At 61.2% G+C, this 17,777-nt stretch carries 16 protein-coding genes and 2 pseudogenes; 15 read left to right on the top strand and 3 right to left on the bottom strand.

The genetic code is table 11. From position 1 onward, the window contains the following. Positions 1 to 452: 452 nt before the first annotated feature. The 3 genes and pseudogenes from GE253_RS25040 to GE253_RS26420 all read right to left on the bottom strand — a co-directional run. Positions 453 to 953 carry a hypothetical protein gene (locus tag GE253_RS25040; RefSeq protein ID WP_153206884.1) on the bottom strand — a complete coding sequence of 167 codons (501 nt, stop codon included), beginning with the start codon at positions 951 to 953 and terminating at the stop codon, positions 453 to 455. Between the two features lie 615 nt (positions 954 to 1,568). Next, positions 1,569 to 1,994, bottom strand: a complete 426-nt coding sequence (locus tag GE253_RS26115) for a hypothetical protein (protein WP_211101593.1) — start codon at positions 1,992 to 1,994, stop codon at positions 1,569 to 1,571. A gap of 22 nt (positions 1,995 to 2,016) precedes the next feature. After that, positions 2,017 to 2,145: pseudogene (locus GE253_RS26420) on the bottom strand (transcriptional regulator); the annotation flags it as partial. 262 nt (positions 2,146 to 2,407) lie between these two features. Here GE253_RS26420 and GE253_RS25030 point away from each other — a divergent pair. The 15 genes and pseudogenes from GE253_RS25030 to GE253_RS24960 form a co-directional block, all read left to right on the top strand. Then, positions 2,408 to 3,811: a metallopeptidase TldD-related protein gene (locus GE253_RS25030; protein ID WP_153206883.1), complete on the top strand. Its 1,404-nt coding sequence runs from the start codon at positions 2,408 to 2,410 to the stop codon at positions 3,809 to 3,811. A 31-nt stretch (positions 3,812 to 3,842) separates the two neighbouring features. Next, entirely contained in the window at positions 3,843 to 5,303 is a 1,461-nt protein-coding gene (locus GE253_RS25025; RefSeq protein ID WP_247878867.1) for a metallopeptidase TldD-related protein, read from the top strand. Beyond that, positions 5,303 to 6,292, top strand: coding sequence for a thioredoxin-disulfide reductase (trxB, locus tag GE253_RS25020; protein WP_247878866.1), 990 nt, complete (start codon positions 5,303 to 5,305; stop codon positions 6,290 to 6,292). Before GE253_RS25025 ends, trxB begins: the two co-directional genes overlap by 1 nt. Before the next feature lie 56 nt (positions 6,293 to 6,348). Continuing rightward, positions 6,349 to 6,684 carry a thioredoxin gene (gene trxA / locus GE253_RS25015; RefSeq protein ID WP_153206881.1) on the top strand — a complete coding sequence of 112 codons (336 nt, stop codon included), beginning with the start codon at positions 6,349 to 6,351 and terminating at the stop codon, positions 6,682 to 6,684. Continuing rightward, positions 6,681 to 7,598 (top strand): hypothetical protein, encoded by a 918-nt coding sequence (locus GE253_RS25010; RefSeq protein ID WP_153206880.1) that lies wholly within the window; start codon positions 6,681 to 6,683, stop codon positions 7,596 to 7,598. The genes trxA and GE253_RS25010 overlap by 4 nt, the downstream gene beginning before the upstream one ends. Before the next feature lie 83 nt (positions 7,599 to 7,681). Beyond that, entirely contained in the window at positions 7,682 to 8,509 is an 828-nt protein-coding gene (locus GE253_RS25005; protein WP_211101592.1) for an AraC family transcriptional regulator, read from the top strand. Positions 8,510 to 8,663: 154 nt separating this feature from the next. Next, positions 8,664 to 9,266, top strand: a complete 603-nt coding sequence (locus tag GE253_RS25000) for an RNA polymerase sigma factor (protein WP_153206878.1) — start codon at positions 8,664 to 8,666, stop codon at positions 9,264 to 9,266. Then, positions 9,235 to 9,462: a DUF4880 domain-containing protein gene (locus GE253_RS24995; RefSeq protein ID WP_153206877.1), complete on the top strand. Its 228-nt coding sequence runs from the start codon at positions 9,235 to 9,237 to the stop codon at positions 9,460 to 9,462. The genes GE253_RS25000 and GE253_RS24995 overlap by 32 nt, the downstream gene beginning before the upstream one ends. 295 nt (positions 9,463 to 9,757) lie before the next feature. Continuing rightward, positions 9,758 to 10,633 carry a hypothetical protein gene (locus tag GE253_RS24990; protein ID WP_153206876.1) on the top strand — a complete coding sequence of 292 codons (876 nt, stop codon included), beginning with the start codon at positions 9,758 to 9,760 and terminating at the stop codon, positions 10,631 to 10,633. Positions 10,634 to 10,700: 67 nt separating this feature from the next. Beyond that, positions 10,701 to 12,485 (top strand): SbmA/BacA-like family transporter, encoded by a 1,785-nt coding sequence (locus tag GE253_RS24985; protein WP_153206875.1) that lies wholly within the window; start codon positions 10,701 to 10,703, stop codon positions 12,483 to 12,485. Positions 12,486 to 12,595: 110 nt separating this feature from the next. Then, positions 12,596 to 15,481 carry a TonB-dependent receptor gene (locus tag GE253_RS24980; RefSeq protein ID WP_173012832.1) on the top strand — a complete coding sequence of 962 codons (2,886 nt, stop codon included), beginning with the start codon at positions 12,596 to 12,598 and terminating at the stop codon, positions 15,479 to 15,481. A 91-nt stretch (positions 15,482 to 15,572) separates the two neighbouring features. Further along, positions 15,573 to 15,899 (top strand): thioredoxin domain-containing protein, encoded by a 327-nt coding sequence (locus GE253_RS24975; protein ID WP_153206873.1) that lies wholly within the window; start codon positions 15,573 to 15,575, stop codon positions 15,897 to 15,899. Beyond that, the gene (locus tag GE253_RS24970) at positions 15,896 to 16,864 is read left to right on the top strand and encodes a hypothetical protein (RefSeq protein ID WP_153206872.1); all 969 of its coding nucleotides are present in this window, start codon (positions 15,896 to 15,898) and stop codon (positions 16,862 to 16,864) included. The genes GE253_RS24975 and GE253_RS24970 overlap by 4 nt, the downstream gene beginning before the upstream one ends. Positions 16,865 to 17,035: 171 nt before the next feature. Further along, positions 17,036 to 17,398, top strand: coding sequence for a thioredoxin domain-containing protein (locus GE253_RS24965; protein ID WP_153206871.1), 363 nt, complete (start codon positions 17,036 to 17,038; stop codon positions 17,396 to 17,398). Positions 17,399 to 17,472: 74 nt separating this feature from the next. Next, positions 17,473 to 17,646: pseudogene (locus GE253_RS24960) on the top strand (transposase); the annotation flags it as partial. Positions 17,647 to 17,777: the final 131 nt, after the last annotated feature.

Raw genomic sequence — 17,777 nt, 5'->3', positions numbered from 1 at the left:
CGCTGCTGTTGACCTCAGGGTAGCGCTCGAGCGCTACCCTGAGGTCAACAGCAAACACAGCAGCGTTAACGCGTCTGAAAATATGGGCGGCGATCACAAAGTTGAAAGGATGTCATCGGATCTCACACTTTATATAATTCTTCTGTGGTTTCACCCTTTACCTCAACGAATTTGCCCTTAACACGGCCGACCATGACTGCATCAGCTAGGCCTTCCAGATGCCGATAGATTCTCTGTTCGGCTGTATACCTCAAGTCATCGCTTCCGGGATAAGCAGAGGCCTTTGCACTTCCAGTACGTATACGAACCAGGAGATTTATCGTACAGCGCTTTGCGGCTGGCATGTTCCCCGCCCCCCCCTGAACAGAAGGCCAGCGCACCGGCCGGCAAATGGATAATATAGCAGATCAGGACGGTTGCCTGTCCCTCCGCGATCAAGGTTCCCTTCGTGATCAGTTGAATAGATCGGCTGGCGCAGGGGGAGCGGGCCGCGATCCGGGCCGGACCGACTTCGCCGGCCACGTCGCCATCCAAGCAGATATGTCGGCGATGCTACCTGCCGGGCTCCACTTGAAGTAACCGAGTTGTCCGACCGCAGGAATGGGATCAACCATCCGCTGATCCCGCAACACAAGCCCACGTGGACCAAAGAACCAAGGGCTTGGATATCTGGCGACCACAGCCGTAACGACTGCGGTGCCGATGATGGCGCTCCTGATGAGTTCGTTCGGTCTTGGGCAGGTTACACCACGCTTGGCCATGAATTCCGCTGCTTCCTCGTATTCATCGCGGGTCATGCCTTTTGCCGCGTGAATTGCAATCGGCTTCGTTGCCGTCGCACCTGTCGTCACCGCGAAGGTGCTGCGATTTTCAACGTCTTTGTGGCCAGCCACGATAGCCCAGGCCCATGGCTGCCGCACTGACAGCGCGATATCTGGTAAGCCGGCGGTCATCGCTTCGGTTCCTCTCATCGTCAGAAGTTGCGCCGGAGCTGCCGTGGTGTGGGTTCGTCCAGCCTATCGGCAACCCTGCACCATGGGCTGGCCGATTGTTGAAATCTGGTGAGCCTTGCGGGGATCGAACCCGCCTCTCCACAGTCCCGGTGTCCTCTCTAGACGACCGCCAAGCTGGCGAGCAGGGATCACCTGCGTTTCCGGTGTCGTGGTATCCTACCAATAGACGATCAGCTCTTACTGGGGCTTCGTGGTCAGGTATTGGCACAGGCGATGCCATCCAGTTCAGAAAGGGCGAACTGTCGTCGCGCGGATAGGCAATCGTCTGATCCCACCGAGAACTCCTTACAGTTGGCAGGCCGGCGCGCGTAGCAGCAGCATTTGACCGCGATGCCGATCTCCCCTCGGAGGGCTATACATCTGCCCTCGGGGGCGTGCATCATACGTACCCCCTCATCGGCTTCCCACCTTGCAAAGCCCACCATATTCCGAACGGACCTGGTCAGGTGCCCGGGGGGTGCTGTCCCCCGTCGCGACAACTATCATCCATTTGTCCGTCGTGCAGCAAGCCCCGCAGGATTGGCAGTCAAGCATCGTCCGATGTTTCCTTTGTTTTCAGCAGTCCAGCGGTGGGCCGCCATTGTGTCGGAAAGACGGGTTTACCGGTCGCATGTCCATGCCCGCCTCAATGCAGTGTGGATCATAATAGTGGGCCCGTCGCTCAAGCTCACGCTCCTCCAGTTCCGCAGCGAACAGCGGAAACCGACGTTGTAGACGCCGGCGCAGGTTCTGGCGGCGGGCGGCTGCCTTCCGTTCTGGGGACCACTGCTTTGGTTCCGGGTAGACGCCGGTCCAGCCGATGTTCCACCCGGACCCAGGACGGACCTTGGGCATATGCTCTGCCTGGATGGCACGCTCATAAGCCCGGTCCAGCACGGTGCAAGCCCAGATGTGCCGGCCATCAATCGTTTCCACGTCGGCAGGAGGCCGAGTGAAGCGATTCAGCCAGCCGACAGTGAGGACGCTCATCGTGGCGTTCATCAAGTGATTGCGTCCTTTATCGTCAGGCGTCATTTGGCAAAGCAACGGCCTTCGTCAGATCGAAGATGCGCTTACGCACTAAGGGATCGGCAATGCGGTAATAGGCCCGCACCAACTCTAACGTTTCACGCTTATGCATGGGGTCTGGCTCGTCGGCGTCCGGCATCGCGGAGGGAGCACACAGACTTTCACCGCTCTCAGGATCACGTCAATATCGTTCGCGCAGACATACCCGTGGTCCTCACCGGAGGTGTACCACCGTCTATGCACTGCCAGACAACAAGCAATGACCTGATAGACAACCCCCCCGGCAAACCCATCCTATTATCGAGAACGTAGCGGATAAGTGAGCCTCCGCGACTTTTAACGCCCTGGTTCATTCGAACGCCGTCAGAATTCATGAAGGAGCTCACATGAGCATTGGCAGCCTTTCCCGGCCCGTTGAGGGGGCACCTCGTGAGGGGGTTGATGGCTATCTGCTACAAAGCGAAGCCGATCTTGCCAAGGCCGTGACCTACGCGGTTGAGCGCAGCACGGCGCTGGGCGCCGGGGGCGCCATCGCCCGCGTCAATGAGGGCGGCGGGATCAGCATCACTGTCGCGAATGGCGAGGTCGAAAACGCCGTTCGGGATGGCAATCAAAGCCTTCAGATCACGGTGTTCCTGGACGGGCGCACCGGGATGGCGTCGACAGAGTCGTTGAGCCGCAACGCCATTGATCGCGTGGTCGAGCAGGCCATCAGCATGGCCCGCCAGCTTGAGCCCGATGAAGAGGCGGGGCTGGCTGATCGTGATACCCTGGCGTGGGACGGCCCATCGGTTCCGCTTTTTGCGCCGTCCGGCCATAACGCCATGGAGCTGACCGATGCCGCCATGGCCATTGAGGCGGCGGTGAAGGCCACCGCCACCGCTGATGCTGTCCGGGTGTCGGAAGCGGGTGCGGCCAGCCAGGATGCCCGGTTCGCCCTGGCGACCAGTCAGGGCTTCTGCCGCACGGGCAGCAGTTCCATGCAGCACCGCTGGTGCCAGACCATCGCCCAGCGCGGCGATGAGATGAAGCAGGGCCACTGGGCATCCAGCGTGCGCCGGATCGAGGAGCTGGAGAGCGCGGAGCAGGTCGGCCATCTTGCTGCCAAGCGGGCCTTGGACATGCTGGGGGCGGAAGGTCTGACGACGCGCCGCGTGCCTGTGCTGATTGATTCCACCGTCGCCTCCAGCCTGGTGCGGGACATGTGCGGGCAGTTGAGTGGCGGCGCGCAGTTCCAGCGCATGACCTTCCTGCCCGATGCGATGGGGCAGGTGCTGACGACCGCGCACCTGAGCGTCACGGAAGATCCGTTCGAGCCGTTCGGCCTGGCCAGTGCCGCTTTCGATAGTGAGGGTGTTGCCGGCACCCGCCGCGACATCATCCGCGATGGCGTGGTGAAGGGGCTGTTTCTCGACACCCGCATGGGGCGCAAGCTGGGCCGTGCCTCCACCGGCAATGCCGGCGGGATGCGCAACCTTGCGCTGATCAGCAGCCTGACCGCCCCCACCGACGATCTTCACGCCATGCTGCGCAAGATGGGCACCGGCCTATGGCTGACCCGCTTCATGGGCGGCGGCTCCAATCCCGCCACGGGCGTCTATTCCCGCGCGGCAGCCGGTTTCTGGGTGGAAAATGGCCAGGTGACGCAGGCCATACAAGGCTTCACCGTCGCCGGCAATCTTCAGGAAATGTTCAAGGCGATCGTTGCGGTTGGTGCCGACACTTACCGGGATGGTGCCATCCGGGTCGGCTCGATCCTGCTTCCCGACATGCAGATCGCCGGCCGCTGATCATGCCGTCAAGACGAAGGAATTGATGCAAATGTCTTTCACCGCTGCTGATCGTCTGGCGCGCGCGCAAACGCAGCTTCTTGCTGCCAACGATCTCGACATCAACAAGCTGCAAAACGGCCTCGCCGATCTGTGGGGGCGGGGCGCCGATTATGGCGACCTGTATTTCGAGATGACGACCCGCGATACCTGGTCGCTGGAACGCGGCAAGGTGGCACGCGCCGCCTTTGGCATCTCGCAGGGCATCGGCGCCCGCACCGTAACCGGCGAAAATACCGCCTTCGCCTATTCCAGCGACATCAGCAGCAAGGCGATTGACGCCGTTACCGCCGCTGCCCGCGCCATGCAGTCCCATGGTCGGGATGTCGCCGAGACAGGCCGTGGGGTCGAGATCAAGGCGCTCAGCCAGGATTCCCAGGCCTATTCAACGCTCGAAGCCGCCGGTGGTATCGATACGATCCAGAAGGTCGCCCTGCTGCGCCGGCTGGATGACTTGGCGCGCGCCGTCGATCCGCGCATCACCGAGGTCAATGCCCAGTTGGCTGTCGAGGATGCGACGATCCTTGTCTGCGCGACCGATGGCACATTGGCCGGCGACATCCGCCCGCAGGTCCGCGTCAATATTTCCGTCGTGGCGGAGGGGAACACCCGGCGCGCCTCCGGCTCGGCCGGGGATGGCGGCCGGTTCACGCTGGGTGAATTCAATGATGGTCGCCTGGAGAAAATGGTCCGCAAGGCCACGTCGATCGCGCTGACGAACCTGGAGGCCATCCCGTCGCCCGCCGGTGAAATGACGGTGGTGCTGGGCAACGGCTTCCCCGGTGTGCTTCTGCATGAGGCGATCGGCCACGGGTTGGAAGGCGATTTCCACCGCAAACGCGAATCCGTGTTCAACGGCATGATGGGGCAGCGGATCGCCGCACCCGGCGTCAATGTCTTCGACGACGCGACCGTGCCGGATGCGCGCGGCTCCCTGAATATCGATGATGAAGGTGTTGTCGGACAGCGCACGATGCTGATCGAGGATGGTCGTCTGGTCGGCCTGATGCAGGACAAGACCAGCGCCCGGATCATGAAGGACAGGATGACCGGCAATGGCCGCCGGCAATCCTATGCCGACCTGCCCATGACCCGGATGACCAACACTTTCCTGGAACGCGGACCCTACGCCCCCGAAGAGATCATCGCGTCGGTCAAGAACGGCATCTATGCGGTGGAGTTCAGCGGCGGAACGGTCGATATCACGTCGGGGCAATTCAACTTCTCCGCCGAGAAGGCCTTCCTGATTGAGGATGGCAAGGTGACGGCCCCGATTGAGGGCGCGACCCTGATCGGTGTCGGCAACGGGGCGCTGAAGCATATTTCCATGATCGGCAATGACCTGGAGCTGGGGATCGGCTTCTGCGGCAAGGCTGGCCAGACTGTACCCGTCTGCGTGGGGCAGCCGACGATCCGCATAGACAATATCGTTGTCGGTGGTGCAGGAGCCTGATGATGCGAGCCAAACCAAACAACGCGGCCCCCCGCCACAGCAAGGTTCTGATCATCGGGTCGGGCCCGGCCGGTTACACGGCGGCGATCTATGCCTCGCGCAGCGCCTTGAACCCGCTGCTGATCGAAGGGCCACAGCCCGGCGGCCAGTTGACCATCACCACCGAGGTCGAGAACTGGCCGGGTGATGCCAGCGTGCAGGGGCCCGACCTGATGCTGCGCATGGGCAACCACGCCCGGCATGTCGGTGCGGAAGTCATCGCCGATTATATCGTCGATGTCGATCTGACACAGCAGCCCTTCGTGGCGACCGGCGATATGGGCGACCGCTACACCGCCGACAGCCTGATCATCGCCACGGGTGCCAATGCGCGCTGGCTGAGTCTGGAAAGTGAAACGCGCTATCGCGGGCAAGGCGTGTCGGCCTGTGCCACCTGCGACGGCTTTTTCTTCCGGGGCCGGGTGTGCGCCGTCGTCGGCGGCGGCAACACGGCGGTGGAAGACGCGCTGCATCTGGCCAATTTCGCCAGCGCGGTCTACCTGATCCATCGCCGCGACAGCCTGCGCGCCGACAAGACCAATCAGGCCCGCCTGTTTGCCCACCCGAAAATCAAGATCATCTGGAATGCCGAGGTCGCCGAGGTGCTGGGGAATGGCAGCAAGGTGACGGGTGTCCAGCTCAACCACCCGCTGACCGGCGAGCAATCCACCCTGACCCTTGACGGCCTGTTCGTCGCCATCGGTCATAACCCGGCGACAAGCCTGTTCAAGGATCAGCTCGCCATGGACGAGGATGGCTACATCCTGGTTACGCCGGGTTCGACCGCGACCAGCGTGCCTGGCGTGTTCGCTGCCGGTGACGTGCAGGACAAGCATTTCCGTCAGGCGGTGGTGTCGGCCGGCATGGGATGCATGGCGGCCCTGGAAGCCGAACGCTACCTGATCGATCAGGCCGCCGATGCGGCCTTGGCTGAGAAAATCGCCCCCTGACCAACCTTCACACTATCGGCACCGGTTAAACCGCCACCCGAAGGAGGGAACACCCCATGTCCAAGCTCAAGGATGTCACGACCGAAGCCTTCGAGGCGGAAGTTCTTCGGTCGACTATTCCGGTTCTGGTCGATTTCCATGCCGTCTGGTGTGGCCCCTGCAAGGCGTCGGCCCCGGCGCTGGAAGATGCGGCCCGCGAATTCGACGGAGAGATCGCCTTCGTCAAGGTTGATGTCGATCAGGAGCCGACGCTGGCCCAGCAATATGACGTACAAGGGGTGCCGACCTTCATCATCATCAAGGATGGTCAGCCCGTGGAACGCTTTCAGGGCATGGTGTCGCGCGGCAAGCTGGCAACGGTGCTGGAACCCTTTGCGGGGGCCGGGGAATGAGCATTTACCAGGCCTTTGGTTATGCGGCCAAGCGTGCTGCCCTGATCGCCGACATTCGCGAAAAAGGGCCGATCTATCAGGCGTGGCTGACCCGCGCCTCGGTTGAGGGCGATATCTCGATCCTGTCGGACGATTATGGCCTGCACCCGGCCCTGGCGCGATTGCTGCCGGCGCTGGGCGCTTTCGGGGAAGCGGAGGATGCGACCGGCTTTTACGAAGCCCTGCTCAACGCCATCCCCGTTGGGGCGGAGACGGGCGCCCTGGCGCGGCAGACCCTGCTGCTGGCGTGGAAAGATCCGGTCTATGGCCGTGCGAACGTCATCAAGCCCGGGCCACTCCACGCGGTGTGCAAAGGGGTCGTTGATCTGGTGACCCAGTCGATCGACAAGCCCATCGACAAGAAGGCATGGCGCGCCACGCGCACCGCCCTGGCGGCGATGCGCAATGCGGATGCGAGTACTGAACGGGCGGTCGATCTGGTGATGTCGCTGGCCTGGGACCTGGAACAGGCCCCCGGTGCGGCCCATGACGTGATCACCGCCTGGTCGGCGGCGGTCAATATCGAAGCCGACGCGTCTGACGAGGATTGCTTCTCCGATGCGGAGAATGAAACCTTCCAGGCGGAGATGAACAAGATCAACGAAGAGGCGATGGAGGCCCTGTCCGAGACGCAGTCGCTGGACAGTATCGGCGTTGAGGCGTTTCTGGCCGAGGTCGAACGGGTCTGGGCGGCGGACCCGGTGCGCAACGCGCTGAAGCAGCGGTCGATGGCACGGCGCGCCCGCTCGAACGCCAAGATGGCCGTATGGCGCGCGGCCATTCAGCAACAGGTTCTCGACCTCGCCGCCGCAGCATTCCGGTCCCGGAATGCGTCCCCATCCGGGGCGCAGCCGGCTCAATCTCTCAGCCGATAACAGGTCTGATGGCAACGATCCGTGCGCAGATAGCTTCCGTTTTCGCCGCCAATCCGATCCTCGGATTGCGCGGTGGGGCTGGCTTGCACGTTGACAGTGTGCTGCGTGACATCGCTGCCATCCATCATCTTACCAGTGACGCCTTCGCCTTTTCACTGGAAGGGGCGACGGCGTTTGGTGGACCGGGCTTCTGTGCGCACATCATATTCATGCGCTCCGGTCAGCTCCGCATGGTTCAGACCGGCCATAGCCGCACGCTGACCCAAGGGGACATCTTCGTCGCCTGTGCCTGGCGACCAATGACGCTGGAGGGGACAGACGATCTGGACGCCCTGATCATTACCCTGCCCGCCTGGTGGGCCATGCAGCGGTTCCTGGACGGATTGCTGATCCTGCCCGACCTCCATGTCGGCAAGGATTATTTCGCCACGCCGATCATGGCGAAGCTGGCCGGGACGATCTTCGACCTGCCGAATGACGACACGGCTTCCGCGGCCCAGGGGCTGACAATGATCGCCGACCTGATGCGCACGGCACTGGCCGCCTGTGTCGATACCGCCAAATCGCTGCCGCGCTGGCAGGGGCGCATCGGGGGGATCCTCGAATTCATCATGCGCAACCTCGATACACCGGGGGTTTCGGCCCATGACGCGGCCGCCAGCCTCAAATGCTCTGTCCGGACGATCTATAAGACCTGTGCCAGCCATGGCACCAGCTTCAACGCTTTCCTGAACGAGATCAGGCTGGTCACGGCGCAATACCAGCTCATGCATACCAATGATCGCGTCTCGGAAATCGCTTACGGCGTTGGCTTTTCCAGCCTGTCCCATTTCGCACACCTGTTCCGTGCCCGCTTTGGCGTCTCTGCCAAGGCGATGCGGCAGGGGCGCAGTGCCTACCTCCCGCATTGAGAAGCGCCATGCCACACGAGACGTTCCGATGGTCGAAGCAGAGGGATGGGATGGCGCTGAACGGGGTGCCGGCCGTGACCGGCCTTTTCCGCAATGGCAAACCCGGCGGGCCCCTCAGCCCACTGGGGCCGTTTTCAACGCCGGGTAGATAACGATGGCACGGGTCGGAAGCGAACGAGCATTGTGGCTGGCGCAGCAAATCCTGCCCCATGAACCTTGTCTGCGGGCCTGGCTGGCCCGTCGTCGCGTCGTTGAGCTGGAGATCGACGATATCGTCCAGGAGGCTTATGCCAGGCTCGCCTCCATGGACAATGTCGAGGGCGTGCGCAATCCGCGTGCCTATCTTTTGCAGACCGCCCATTCGATCATCTGCACGCATCTGCGTCGCGCGCAGGTCGTATCGATCCGGGCGGTGGACGATACTGAACTCTCGCGTTTCGAATGCCAGGATGCCTCGCCGGAAAGCACAGTCTGCGACCGTGACGAACTGCGGCGGATCGGCGACATCGTTGCGGGCTTTCCAAAGCAGGTTGCCGCCGTTTTCATCCTTAGGCGCATTGAGGGGCTGAGCCAGCGCGACACGGCAAAACGCCTCAACCTTTCTGAAAGCTCGGTGGAAAAAAACATGGCCAAGGGCATCCGCCTGTTTATGGACACAATTGCGCTTTCCGGAATATCGTCGTCCGGCGCGTCTAATAGATGTGATGAAAAAGACATTGGCGCAGATGGAAGACCGCGAAAGCAGTACCCGGATTGACGATGCGGCCGCCTTATGGGTTGCCCGCATGGAGGCGCGCCCGCTTTCCCCTGAGGAAGAGAGCGAGCTGGACACGTGGCTGGCGGCCGATATTCGTCGCCAAGGGGCCTTTGCCAGAGCCTGGGCCGCATCAATTCACATGGCAAAGGCCCAAGCACTCGGCCGGGATTTCTTCACCGATCCGGATCAAAACTAAACTGCCTTCGTGACGGTTCCGGTGGTTGGCGCCGTCGGCACGTTGCGTGCCTCCGGCGCGCTGCCTCCGCTTCACCCCACAATAGACTGGGTCGGGTGGGGAAAAGACCGGGGTCGCGCGTCTCCCCTTTTGGGGCCTTCGAACCGGCGGTTGGAAGGAAATCTATGCATTCCCCCCTGTGAATTTCAAAGGAGCGGCGGCCGTGTCACTTAGAGCGTTTCTTGGCGATCCAGCCCTGAAGAATGAGACGCTGAACCGCGTCCGGGAAGGTTGGGAAGCCCGGCAGATCATCCCGTTGATCTACCTGAAATGGTCAAGCGGTGCCGGCGTCGCTTCGCTGGCCGGAACCATTGCCCAGACACAGGATCCCGGCCTGTTCGTGACCCGCACGGGGCTGCCACTCGAACTCGCGCTGCTTTGTGAGATCCTGATCAATACCGGGATCACCTTTGAGGATGATGCGGCGTCGCCGCGGGGCTTCACCATGTCCGGTGATGCGCGGATATGGTCATTCGGCATGGAGTGGTTGGAGGCCATTGCTGTCGATGATGATCTGAGCGATGTCGTCACCGGCTTCCTGTCGGTCTGTCTGAAGCAAATTATGTCGGATGATTTTCCCCTGTCGGCAAATATCGATCCCGCCGTGCGGTCGGTTGCCCAGGAGATCCTCCAGCTTTGGGAAGGCGAGAGCGGCGGTGAACCGATGCCAGCCAGAGCCTGGCGACCCGTTCGCGCCAATGCCCTGCGCGCGTCGGAGGGCAGTGGCGATCCGGCCGGCTATGCGGTGTCTGACCTTGTTGAATCACTGGCATGGCCCCGTGCCGAGATTGCGACGGAACTGCCTGTCATTTACCAGAAATTCCTACAATCCTGCCTGCAGGTGATGACGGCGACGTTCCTTGCGCCGCAGGATCGGACTGACTGGACCCAAAGCCAGGTTGCACAGCGGGAACTGCGCCGCGTCCGAACTGAGCCGCAATATGCCGATCTATCTGACGAGGAGCTGCTGGATCGCCATCCGGAGATCAGACAGGCCATGCGGGCCCCCCAGCAGCCGGAGATGGCGGCCCGGATGGATAAGGCCAAGCAACAGGCCCGCGCGGCCATGGGGCCGTTTTTGTACCAGCAGATGGACGGGCTGTTAAATCTGCTGCGGCGGACGTCTGACTGACCTGTCGCAGCGTGCTGCGCACGACCCAACCCAACGCATTCCAACTGACGCTGAGACGGTACGCCAGATGACCGATAGCTATGTGACCGATCCATCCGCGCAAGATGCCGTAAGAACGGAGAAGCCACCCGAGGTGCCCCCCGGTACGGTCTGGCTGCATGTAAAATACGGTGCCGCCATGATCTGGCGGTACATCAAGGCGGACCCGTTGCTGGGTATCCCGTTGATTGCCTATCAGTTCTTCCAAAGCACCGCGACGGTGACGGTGCTGTTGAAGATGCAGCTTGGATTTTCGGCCATCGTCAATGCGCTGGCCGCCAAGAATGGTGCCATCATTTACGGGTTTGTCTGGGAAATTCTCATGTATGGCGGGGGCTTGGCGCTCCTCGGCGTGATTGGCTCCTGGACGCGCCTGGCCCTGCGGATGCGGATGCGCAAGGCACTGACGACCCGCCTGCTGGATGGCTGGATGGCGGGCAATCGCTTTTTCCATCTGGAACGCCGCACCGAAATTGATTACCCGGAACAGCGTATCCAGGAAGATGTCTACACCTTCGTTGAGAAGGTGACGATGGTTGGCGTGTCGGTCGTTGCCTCTGTGTTCGGCGTCTTTCTCTATACGTCGGAGCTTTGGCGACTGTCCCCACCCCTGGTTATCAAAGAGGTGGGCTTGACCGAGCCCGTTCCTGGTCTGCTTGTCTACGTGGCTTTCGCCCTGGCAATCGGCATGACCTTTCTGGTCCACTGGGTCGGGCGTCTGTTGACGCGTGCGGAGGTCGTGCGCCAGCGGCTTGAAGCACAGTTCCGTCTGGAAATGCAGTCCATCAGAGGCAATGGGGAATCCATTGCCTTCGCGCGTGCCGGTGGGATCGAACGCAAGCGTCTGGCCAACACGTTCCAGCTCATCATCGCCAACTGGCGATCCTACACACATGCGAACATGCGGATCACGCTGGTTACCGGGCTGCCGGATACCTTCATGTTCCTGTTTCCCTATCTGATCTGCATTCCCTTCGTGCTGGATGACAAGATGCAGATCGGGGATATTCAGATCGTGATGGCGTCATTCAGCGCTGTCTATATGGGCATCAGCGCCATCGTGACGCAGTATAGCGAACTGGCCATTCTGCGGTCGGCGGTCGCCCGTTTGCATCTATTCGATCAATTGCTGGCCATGCCGCTGGATAGCGGAATTCACGTGGAGGAGATCGCCGATGAACGGGTTGGCGTTCATGGGCTGAAGGTCGCGTACCCCAATGGCGACCCGATGGTTTCTCTGGATGCGCTTGAGATTGCGCCGGGACAGCGGTTGCTGGTTCAGGGCAAGTCCGGGGCGGGGAAGAGCACCTTGCTGCGCAGCATTGCCGGCCTTTGGCCTTACGGTGCCGGCGACGTGCAACTCCCCACGAAGGCCAGGATCGCCTTCCTGCCGCAGCGCAATTACATGCCGGATGGCACGCTGGCCAGCTTGATGTCCTACCCTGACTCACCCGAGATGCACCGCGATGAGGAATATATCGCCTTGCTCGGGGAATTCGGGCTGGCGCGGTTGGCGTCGCAATTGCACAGCTACCAGCCGTGGAGCCGGATCCTGTCACCGGGTGAGCAGCAACGGGTGGCAGCGGCACGGGCCATCCTGGCCCGGCCTGATTTCCTTTTTGTCGACGAAGCGACCAGCGCGCTCGACGCCCAATTGGAGGAGAAGCTTTACAAGGTCCTGGTCGAACGGTTGCCGGGGGCCGCGATCATTTCCGTCGCCCATCGGCAGAGTGTGGCCGTTTATCATGACCGCAGCCTGATCATTGAAAATGGCGTGGCGACAGTGAAGCCGCTCCACCATGGTACGGCCTGAACAGGATGCGGGGGCCGCCCCTGGTGGCGGCCCCCGCATCCTGGCGGAAAACATGAAACAAACCGCAATCAGCACCCCGGATGAAGTTTTGTGACATTTCCGATGAGGGAATGGCAGCGATCATGCGTCTACCTTCCATCAGGGAGCGCATTGTCTTGCAGAAAACGGGGAGCTCTATGGGTATCAAGAATGGGTACTGGCGTATGAAGCCTTGGTTTGGCGTGAGCGCTTTCGCACTGGGAATGGCCCTTGCGGCACAAACAGCGTACGCCGACGCCAATGTCGGTAAAGCGCCGGAAGAGCCGTTCGAAGGGCTGGCCGAAATTCTGGTGACCGCGCGTCGCAGCTTGAACACGGATATCCGCCGCAGCGAAGACGACATCCAGCCCTATGTCGTCTTCGGGTCGGAGGAATTGGCCCAGAGCGGCGCACAGAATGTCGAGGATTTTCTGCAGTCGCGGCTGCCGATGAATACCGCGCAATCCACCCAGTCGCAGGCGGGTCCCCCCACCTCGGTGGCCGGTCGCCTGGATCTGCGCGGGTTGGGGGCGGATGAAACGCTGGTGCTGGTGGATGGTCGCCGGCTTCCCAGTATTCCGACGGGGGATTCCTTCGGGCAGCCGAACATCAACGGCATCCCGATGTCCCAGATCGAGCGCATCGAGGTTCTGCCCACCACGGCCAGCGGGATTTATGGCGGCGGTGCCACGGGTGGCGTGATCAACGTCATCCTCAAGCGCAATTATTCGGGTGTGGATATCGAGGCCCGATACAATAACGCGCTGGATTTCGCTGCCGGGCAGAGTTATTTCGCCGTCAATGGCGGCACGACGCTGGAAGATGGCCGCACCCGGATCATGGGGGCGATCTCCCGGTCACAATCCAGAACCTTGCTGGCCAATGACCGGAGCTTCTTGCGCCGCGGCACCCAGTTGCAGTTTCGCAATGATCCCTTGAATGCGACCTTCCTGCTCGGCGGGCCGAATATCTGCGCCACCGTCGACGGTTTTGACTGCGCTACGGACGCATTGATGCTGAAAAGCGGCGCCGCGCTCAAATCCGCCGTGACGAGCATTCCGGATGGTTATAAAGGAAGTGCTGCCGATCTGGCGGCGCGTGCCGGCACGCTGATCAATGATCGCTCCGACCTGCCGATCTGGACCGGGCCGGAGGTCACGACCTACAACCTTAATGTCAGGCGCGAATTCGGCGAGAGCCTGGAGGTCTTCACCGATTTTTCCCGTGATGAATCGACCAGCAAGAATATCACGCCGATTCAATATTCGCTGTATGTTCCTGAAACTGCCGCAGCCAATCCCTTCCAGCAGGATGTGTTGGCCTCGCTGAATTTCCCCGACGCCTTGACGCAGAGCCAGAAGACCACGAACACGCGGGTCAATGTTGGCGGCATCATCCGCCTGCCGCATCGGTGGAGTGCGGCGGTGGAATATGGCTGGCTGCGGAACAAGGGCCGCAGCATGAGCAATGTGGTTCTGGGGCCGGCGTCGGATGCGGCGGAAGAGCGGCTTCAGGCGGCGGCGTTCAGCGATCTCCGCGCCAATCCCATTACAGACCCTGCCTCACTCTTCAATGTTTTCAGCTCATCAGGCAAAGACGGCGCAACGCTTCATACCGGCTCGCTGCGTTTGGGCGGTCCCATCTTCCGGCTGCCGGGTGGCGATCTGACGGCAACCGCGTTGCTGGAACAACGCCGGGAGTCCACCGACGACAAGGTCAATTTCTCATCCGTTGGCGGCACACCACGATACAATTGGTCGCCCGAAGCGCGGCAGGATGTGAAATCGGGCTATCTTGAACTGAACGCGCCGATCGTCAGCGCCTCCAACGAGGTGCCGTTCATGCGCGAACTGCAGTTGATGGGATCGGTGCGTCACGACAATTATAAGACGCGCTATGCGGGATATTCCATTCCCGTCAGCAGTGCAACCGGCCCGTTCCCGGAACAGCCGGCGGTAAAGGGCGATCTGTCCTCCACCAACTATACTGTTGGCTTCAAATATGCGCCCATCTCCGACATTGCGTTGCGCGCAAGCTGGGGCAACGGTTTCCTGGCACCGAAGCTGGGCAACATTCGCTCCGAAGCGCCGTCGGTATTGAGCAGCCAGTTGATTTCCTTCCTCAACCTGCGCGACCCGTCCCGTGGAAATGCGCTTCTTCCCGGGCCGTTGACGGTGTTGGGTGGCGGCAATCCGAACCTTCAACCGGAAGAGTCCGAAAGTTTCTCTGCCGGTGTGGTGATGACGCCGAGTTTCCTGTCCGGATTTCGGGCCTCGGTGGACCTGACCTCCATTCGCAAAAGCAATGAGGTGCAGAATCTGCCGATCTCGTTCTTCCTGGCCAATGAGGCGGTAGTCCCGGGGCGGATCGTGCGCGGTGCCAATCTGCCGGGCGACGCCCCGGGCACGCCGGGCCCGATCACCACGGTGGACACATCGGCGATCAACCTGGCCAGTTCCCGGATGAAGGCAATCGACATCAAGGCCGATTATAATTTCAAGGATTCCGACCTGGGCTCCTTCCGTGTCTACGCCGCAGCCACCCACACTTTCGAACTCAGCTCCAGGGCGGCACCTGGCCAGCCCGCAGTCGATCGCGCCGGCTTCTTCGAGGGGCCACTCAAATGGCGCGCGAACCTTGGCGTCGATTGGCAGAACGGTCCCTGGGGGGCCGGCTGGAACACGCAGATCTATGGCAGCTATCGCGTCTGCATGTCGGTCCAGACCGCCTTCACCTGCGCGCAGTCGGAGACCTGGCAGGGTGCCGCCAAGGTGCGGAGCCAGAATTACAGCGACATCTATGTGAACTACGGGTTCGAGGAAGGCGTGCTGGCGGATTCCGAAATCAAGCTGGGGATTCAGAATATCTTCAACCAGCGGCCGCCAACGGTGGCCTCGGGCGTGGACCAAACGGGATATTCCTCGTTCGGCGATCCGCGTATGCAGCGCTTTACCCTGACGCTGCGTAAGCATTTTTAAAGGCGGTGACAGCGCCCGGTTGTCACCGACCGGGCGCTGTGGCGCCAGTATCAGCAATGGTCAACATCGCCTCTTTCGGGATGGGAAGCATATGAGCGAGATCATCAAGGCTGTGAACGAGGCCAATTTCCAGAAGGAAGTTGTCGAGAGCACGCTGCCCGTGCTCATCGACTTCTGGGCCCCCTGGTGCAGCCCCTGCCGGGCACTTTTGCCAACGCTGGAGGCCCTGGCGCCGCTTTATGCCGACAGCTTGAAGGTCGTAAAGATCGATATCGACGATAATCCGGCCTTGAAGGCCCGATACGGTATCCAGTCGATCCCGCAGCTTTATCTGACGAATGCCGGCGATCAGGTCGCCCGTCTGGCCGGGCGAACCCGGACGCAGCTTGCAGCCGAACTTGAGGAATTTCTGCCATGAGCGCGCCTGCAAGCCTGCAAGCCTTTGGCGGCGACCCGGCGGCGAAGGCCCGGCTGCTGGAACGCGTGCGCGCGCCCTGGATTGCGCGCGCCCTGGTGCCGGATGTCAGCCTTAACTGGAAGCGCGATGGTGTGCCGGACTCGTTGAGCGGCACCCTGGCCGAGACCCAGGATCGCGCGACATTCGTGGAACGAACCGGCATTCCCGTCGATCTGGCCTTGCTCTGCGAGACGCTTATCGTCCCCTGTGTCAAAAAAACCGACACCGGGGATGACGCTACCGGGCCTTCTATCGAGGGGGCGGAGTCTGTGCTCTCCTTTGGACTGGAGTGGCTTGACGCCGTCCAGCCCGGTGCTGAACTGGGGATGGTCGTGCCACGATTTGCCCGGCATTGCCTGGAGATGCTGCTCCGCCCGGACTTTGCTTTGGCGCCACATATCAGCGCGGATTTCCGCGCTGTGGGACTTCAGATCGCGGCGCTGTGGGATCGTGAACTGGCTGGCGAAACACCGGCGCGTGACGAATGGCGCCGTGTCCGCAAGGCGGCGTTGGCGGCAAAGGCCAACGAGACCCCCATCTGGGGCTATCGTATCGCAACGTTACTGGAAGCTGTTGCCTGGCCCGTTCATTCCATTTCCGGGGAATTTATTTCGGTATTTGCCACTTTCCTGTTCACCTGGTTGATGTTTCTTGAAACGGCGTACATGACCGAGCAGGAGTGCCGCGACCGCGAGCACATGCTCATCGGTTGGAGGGCGATGGCGATCGCGCCCCGTGACGAGGCGGGGAATATTGACGGCGACCCGCTGGAATTTCTGCCGGAATCACAACGCGTGATGTCAATGGAGTACATCACCCAGACGATGGAGCGGACGATGGCGGTGAGAGATGCCGCTCGCGGGCAGAAGGAGCAGGCCATCCGTGGCCTGATGGACACCATGTTTCGCCTCATTCAAGGGGCGTGAAAGCGAACCCAGCGCAGGGTCGGACAGAGCATTAAAGCGGTACTTCAGGCGCGGGTGACCCGCAAAGCCTGTCAATGCGCAAAACACCGTTCGGATCATGGATGAGACTGAAATGTCGAAACGGCTCTGCCCGTCGCCATTTCGTTCTAATAGAATAGAGGATCGATCACGATGAGTTCAGAAGTAACGTCGGTATCGGATACAACCTACCAAGTGGAGATTGAACAAAGTGATCTTCCAGTCGTGATCGATTTCTGGGCGCCCTGGTGTGGGCCGTGTATGGCCCTTCTTCCCACCGTCGAAGGGCTGACTTCGGTTTACGATGGAGAGCTGAAGGTGGTGAAGGTCAATGTCGACGAATGTCCGCAGTTGGCCGAAAAGTTTGGGGTTCAAGGCATTCCCCACCTTGTGCTCGTGAAAGACGGTAAGGCCATCACGCTTCGCGAGCGGACCCGCACGCGGCTGGTAAGCGAGATCGACAGCTTGCTAGCCCGGATTATGCATCGGTGTCGTGCTGATGGTTGGCGGGTGTAGCACAAGCCATTGATTAGGTTTAGGATTCAGTCGCCAAACACAAATCCGCCCTAACCAAGGACGCTGCACCCGCCATGCGAGAGAATACGCCGTTGCTGCCCGGCCTGTCACCCGTTTCGGGGAAGGGTGTTGAAGCCTGTTTTGACGGGGGCAGCCTGTCGTCCGATGCCGGTGTGCTGGCGCTGCGGGAGATTGATATCCGGCTGAATGTGGCGGCGCGGCTGGCGGCCTGCATCGCCGATACCCGTCAGCTGTGAGATCCGATGACATCCTTTCAACTTTGTGATCGCCGCCCATATTTTCAGACGCGTTAACGCTGCTGTGTTTGCTGTTGACCTCAGGGTAGCGCTCGAGCGCTACCCTGAGGTCAACAGCAGCG

Origin of the sequence: Niveispirillum sp. SYP-B3756, from assembly GCF_009495745.1 — a bacterium.
Lineage (GTDB): Bacteria > Pseudomonadota > Alphaproteobacteria > Azospirillales > Azospirillaceae > Niveispirillum.
The sequence above is the reverse complement of the archived record's forward strand: the minus strand, read 5'-3'. Positions and strand labels throughout refer to the sequence as shown.

Coding starts and splice junctions, on each gene's coding strand:
- GE253_RS25025 (WP_247878867.1), top strand. CDS start 3,843: ATGTCTTTCACCGCTGCTGATCGTCTGGCGCGCGCGCAAACGCAGCTT.
- GE253_RS25000 (WP_153206878.1), top strand. CDS start 8,664: ATGGCACGGGTCGGAAGCGAACGAGCATTGTGGCTGGCGCAGCAAATC.
- trxB (WP_247878866.1), top strand. CDS start 5,303: ATGATGCGAGCCAAACCAAACAACGCGGCCCCCCGCCACAGCAAGGTT.
- GE253_RS24980 (WP_173012832.1), top strand. CDS start 12,596: ATGGCAGCGATCATGCGTCTACCTTCCATCAGGGAGCGCATTGTCTTG.
- GE253_RS24970 (WP_153206872.1), top strand. CDS start 15,896: ATGAGCGCGCCTGCAAGCCTGCAAGCCTTTGGCGGCGACCCGGCGGCG.
- GE253_RS24965 (WP_153206871.1), top strand. CDS start 17,036: ATGAGTTCAGAAGTAACGTCGGTATCGGATACAACCTACCAAGTGGAG.
- GE253_RS24975 (WP_153206873.1), top strand. CDS start 15,573: ATGAGCGAGATCATCAAGGCTGTGAACGAGGCCAATTTCCAGAAGGAA.
- GE253_RS25040 (WP_153206884.1), bottom strand. CDS start 953: ATGACCGCCGGCTTACCAGATATCGCGCTGTCAGTGCGGCAGCCATGG.
- GE253_RS25010 (WP_153206880.1), top strand. CDS start 6,681: ATGAGCATTTACCAGGCCTTTGGTTATGCGGCCAAGCGTGCTGCCCTG.
- GE253_RS26115 (WP_211101593.1), bottom strand. CDS start 1,994: ATGAACGCCACGATGAGCGTCCTCACTGTCGGCTGGCTGAATCGCTTC.
- GE253_RS24995 (WP_153206877.1), top strand. CDS start 9,235: ATGGAAGACCGCGAAAGCAGTACCCGGATTGACGATGCGGCCGCCTTA.
- GE253_RS25030 (WP_153206883.1), top strand. CDS start 2,408: ATGAGCATTGGCAGCCTTTCCCGGCCCGTTGAGGGGGCACCTCGTGAG.
- GE253_RS24985 (WP_153206875.1), top strand. CDS start 10,701: ATGACCGATAGCTATGTGACCGATCCATCCGCGCAAGATGCCGTAAGA.
- trxA (WP_153206881.1), top strand. CDS start 6,349: ATGTCCAAGCTCAAGGATGTCACGACCGAAGCCTTCGAGGCGGAAGTT.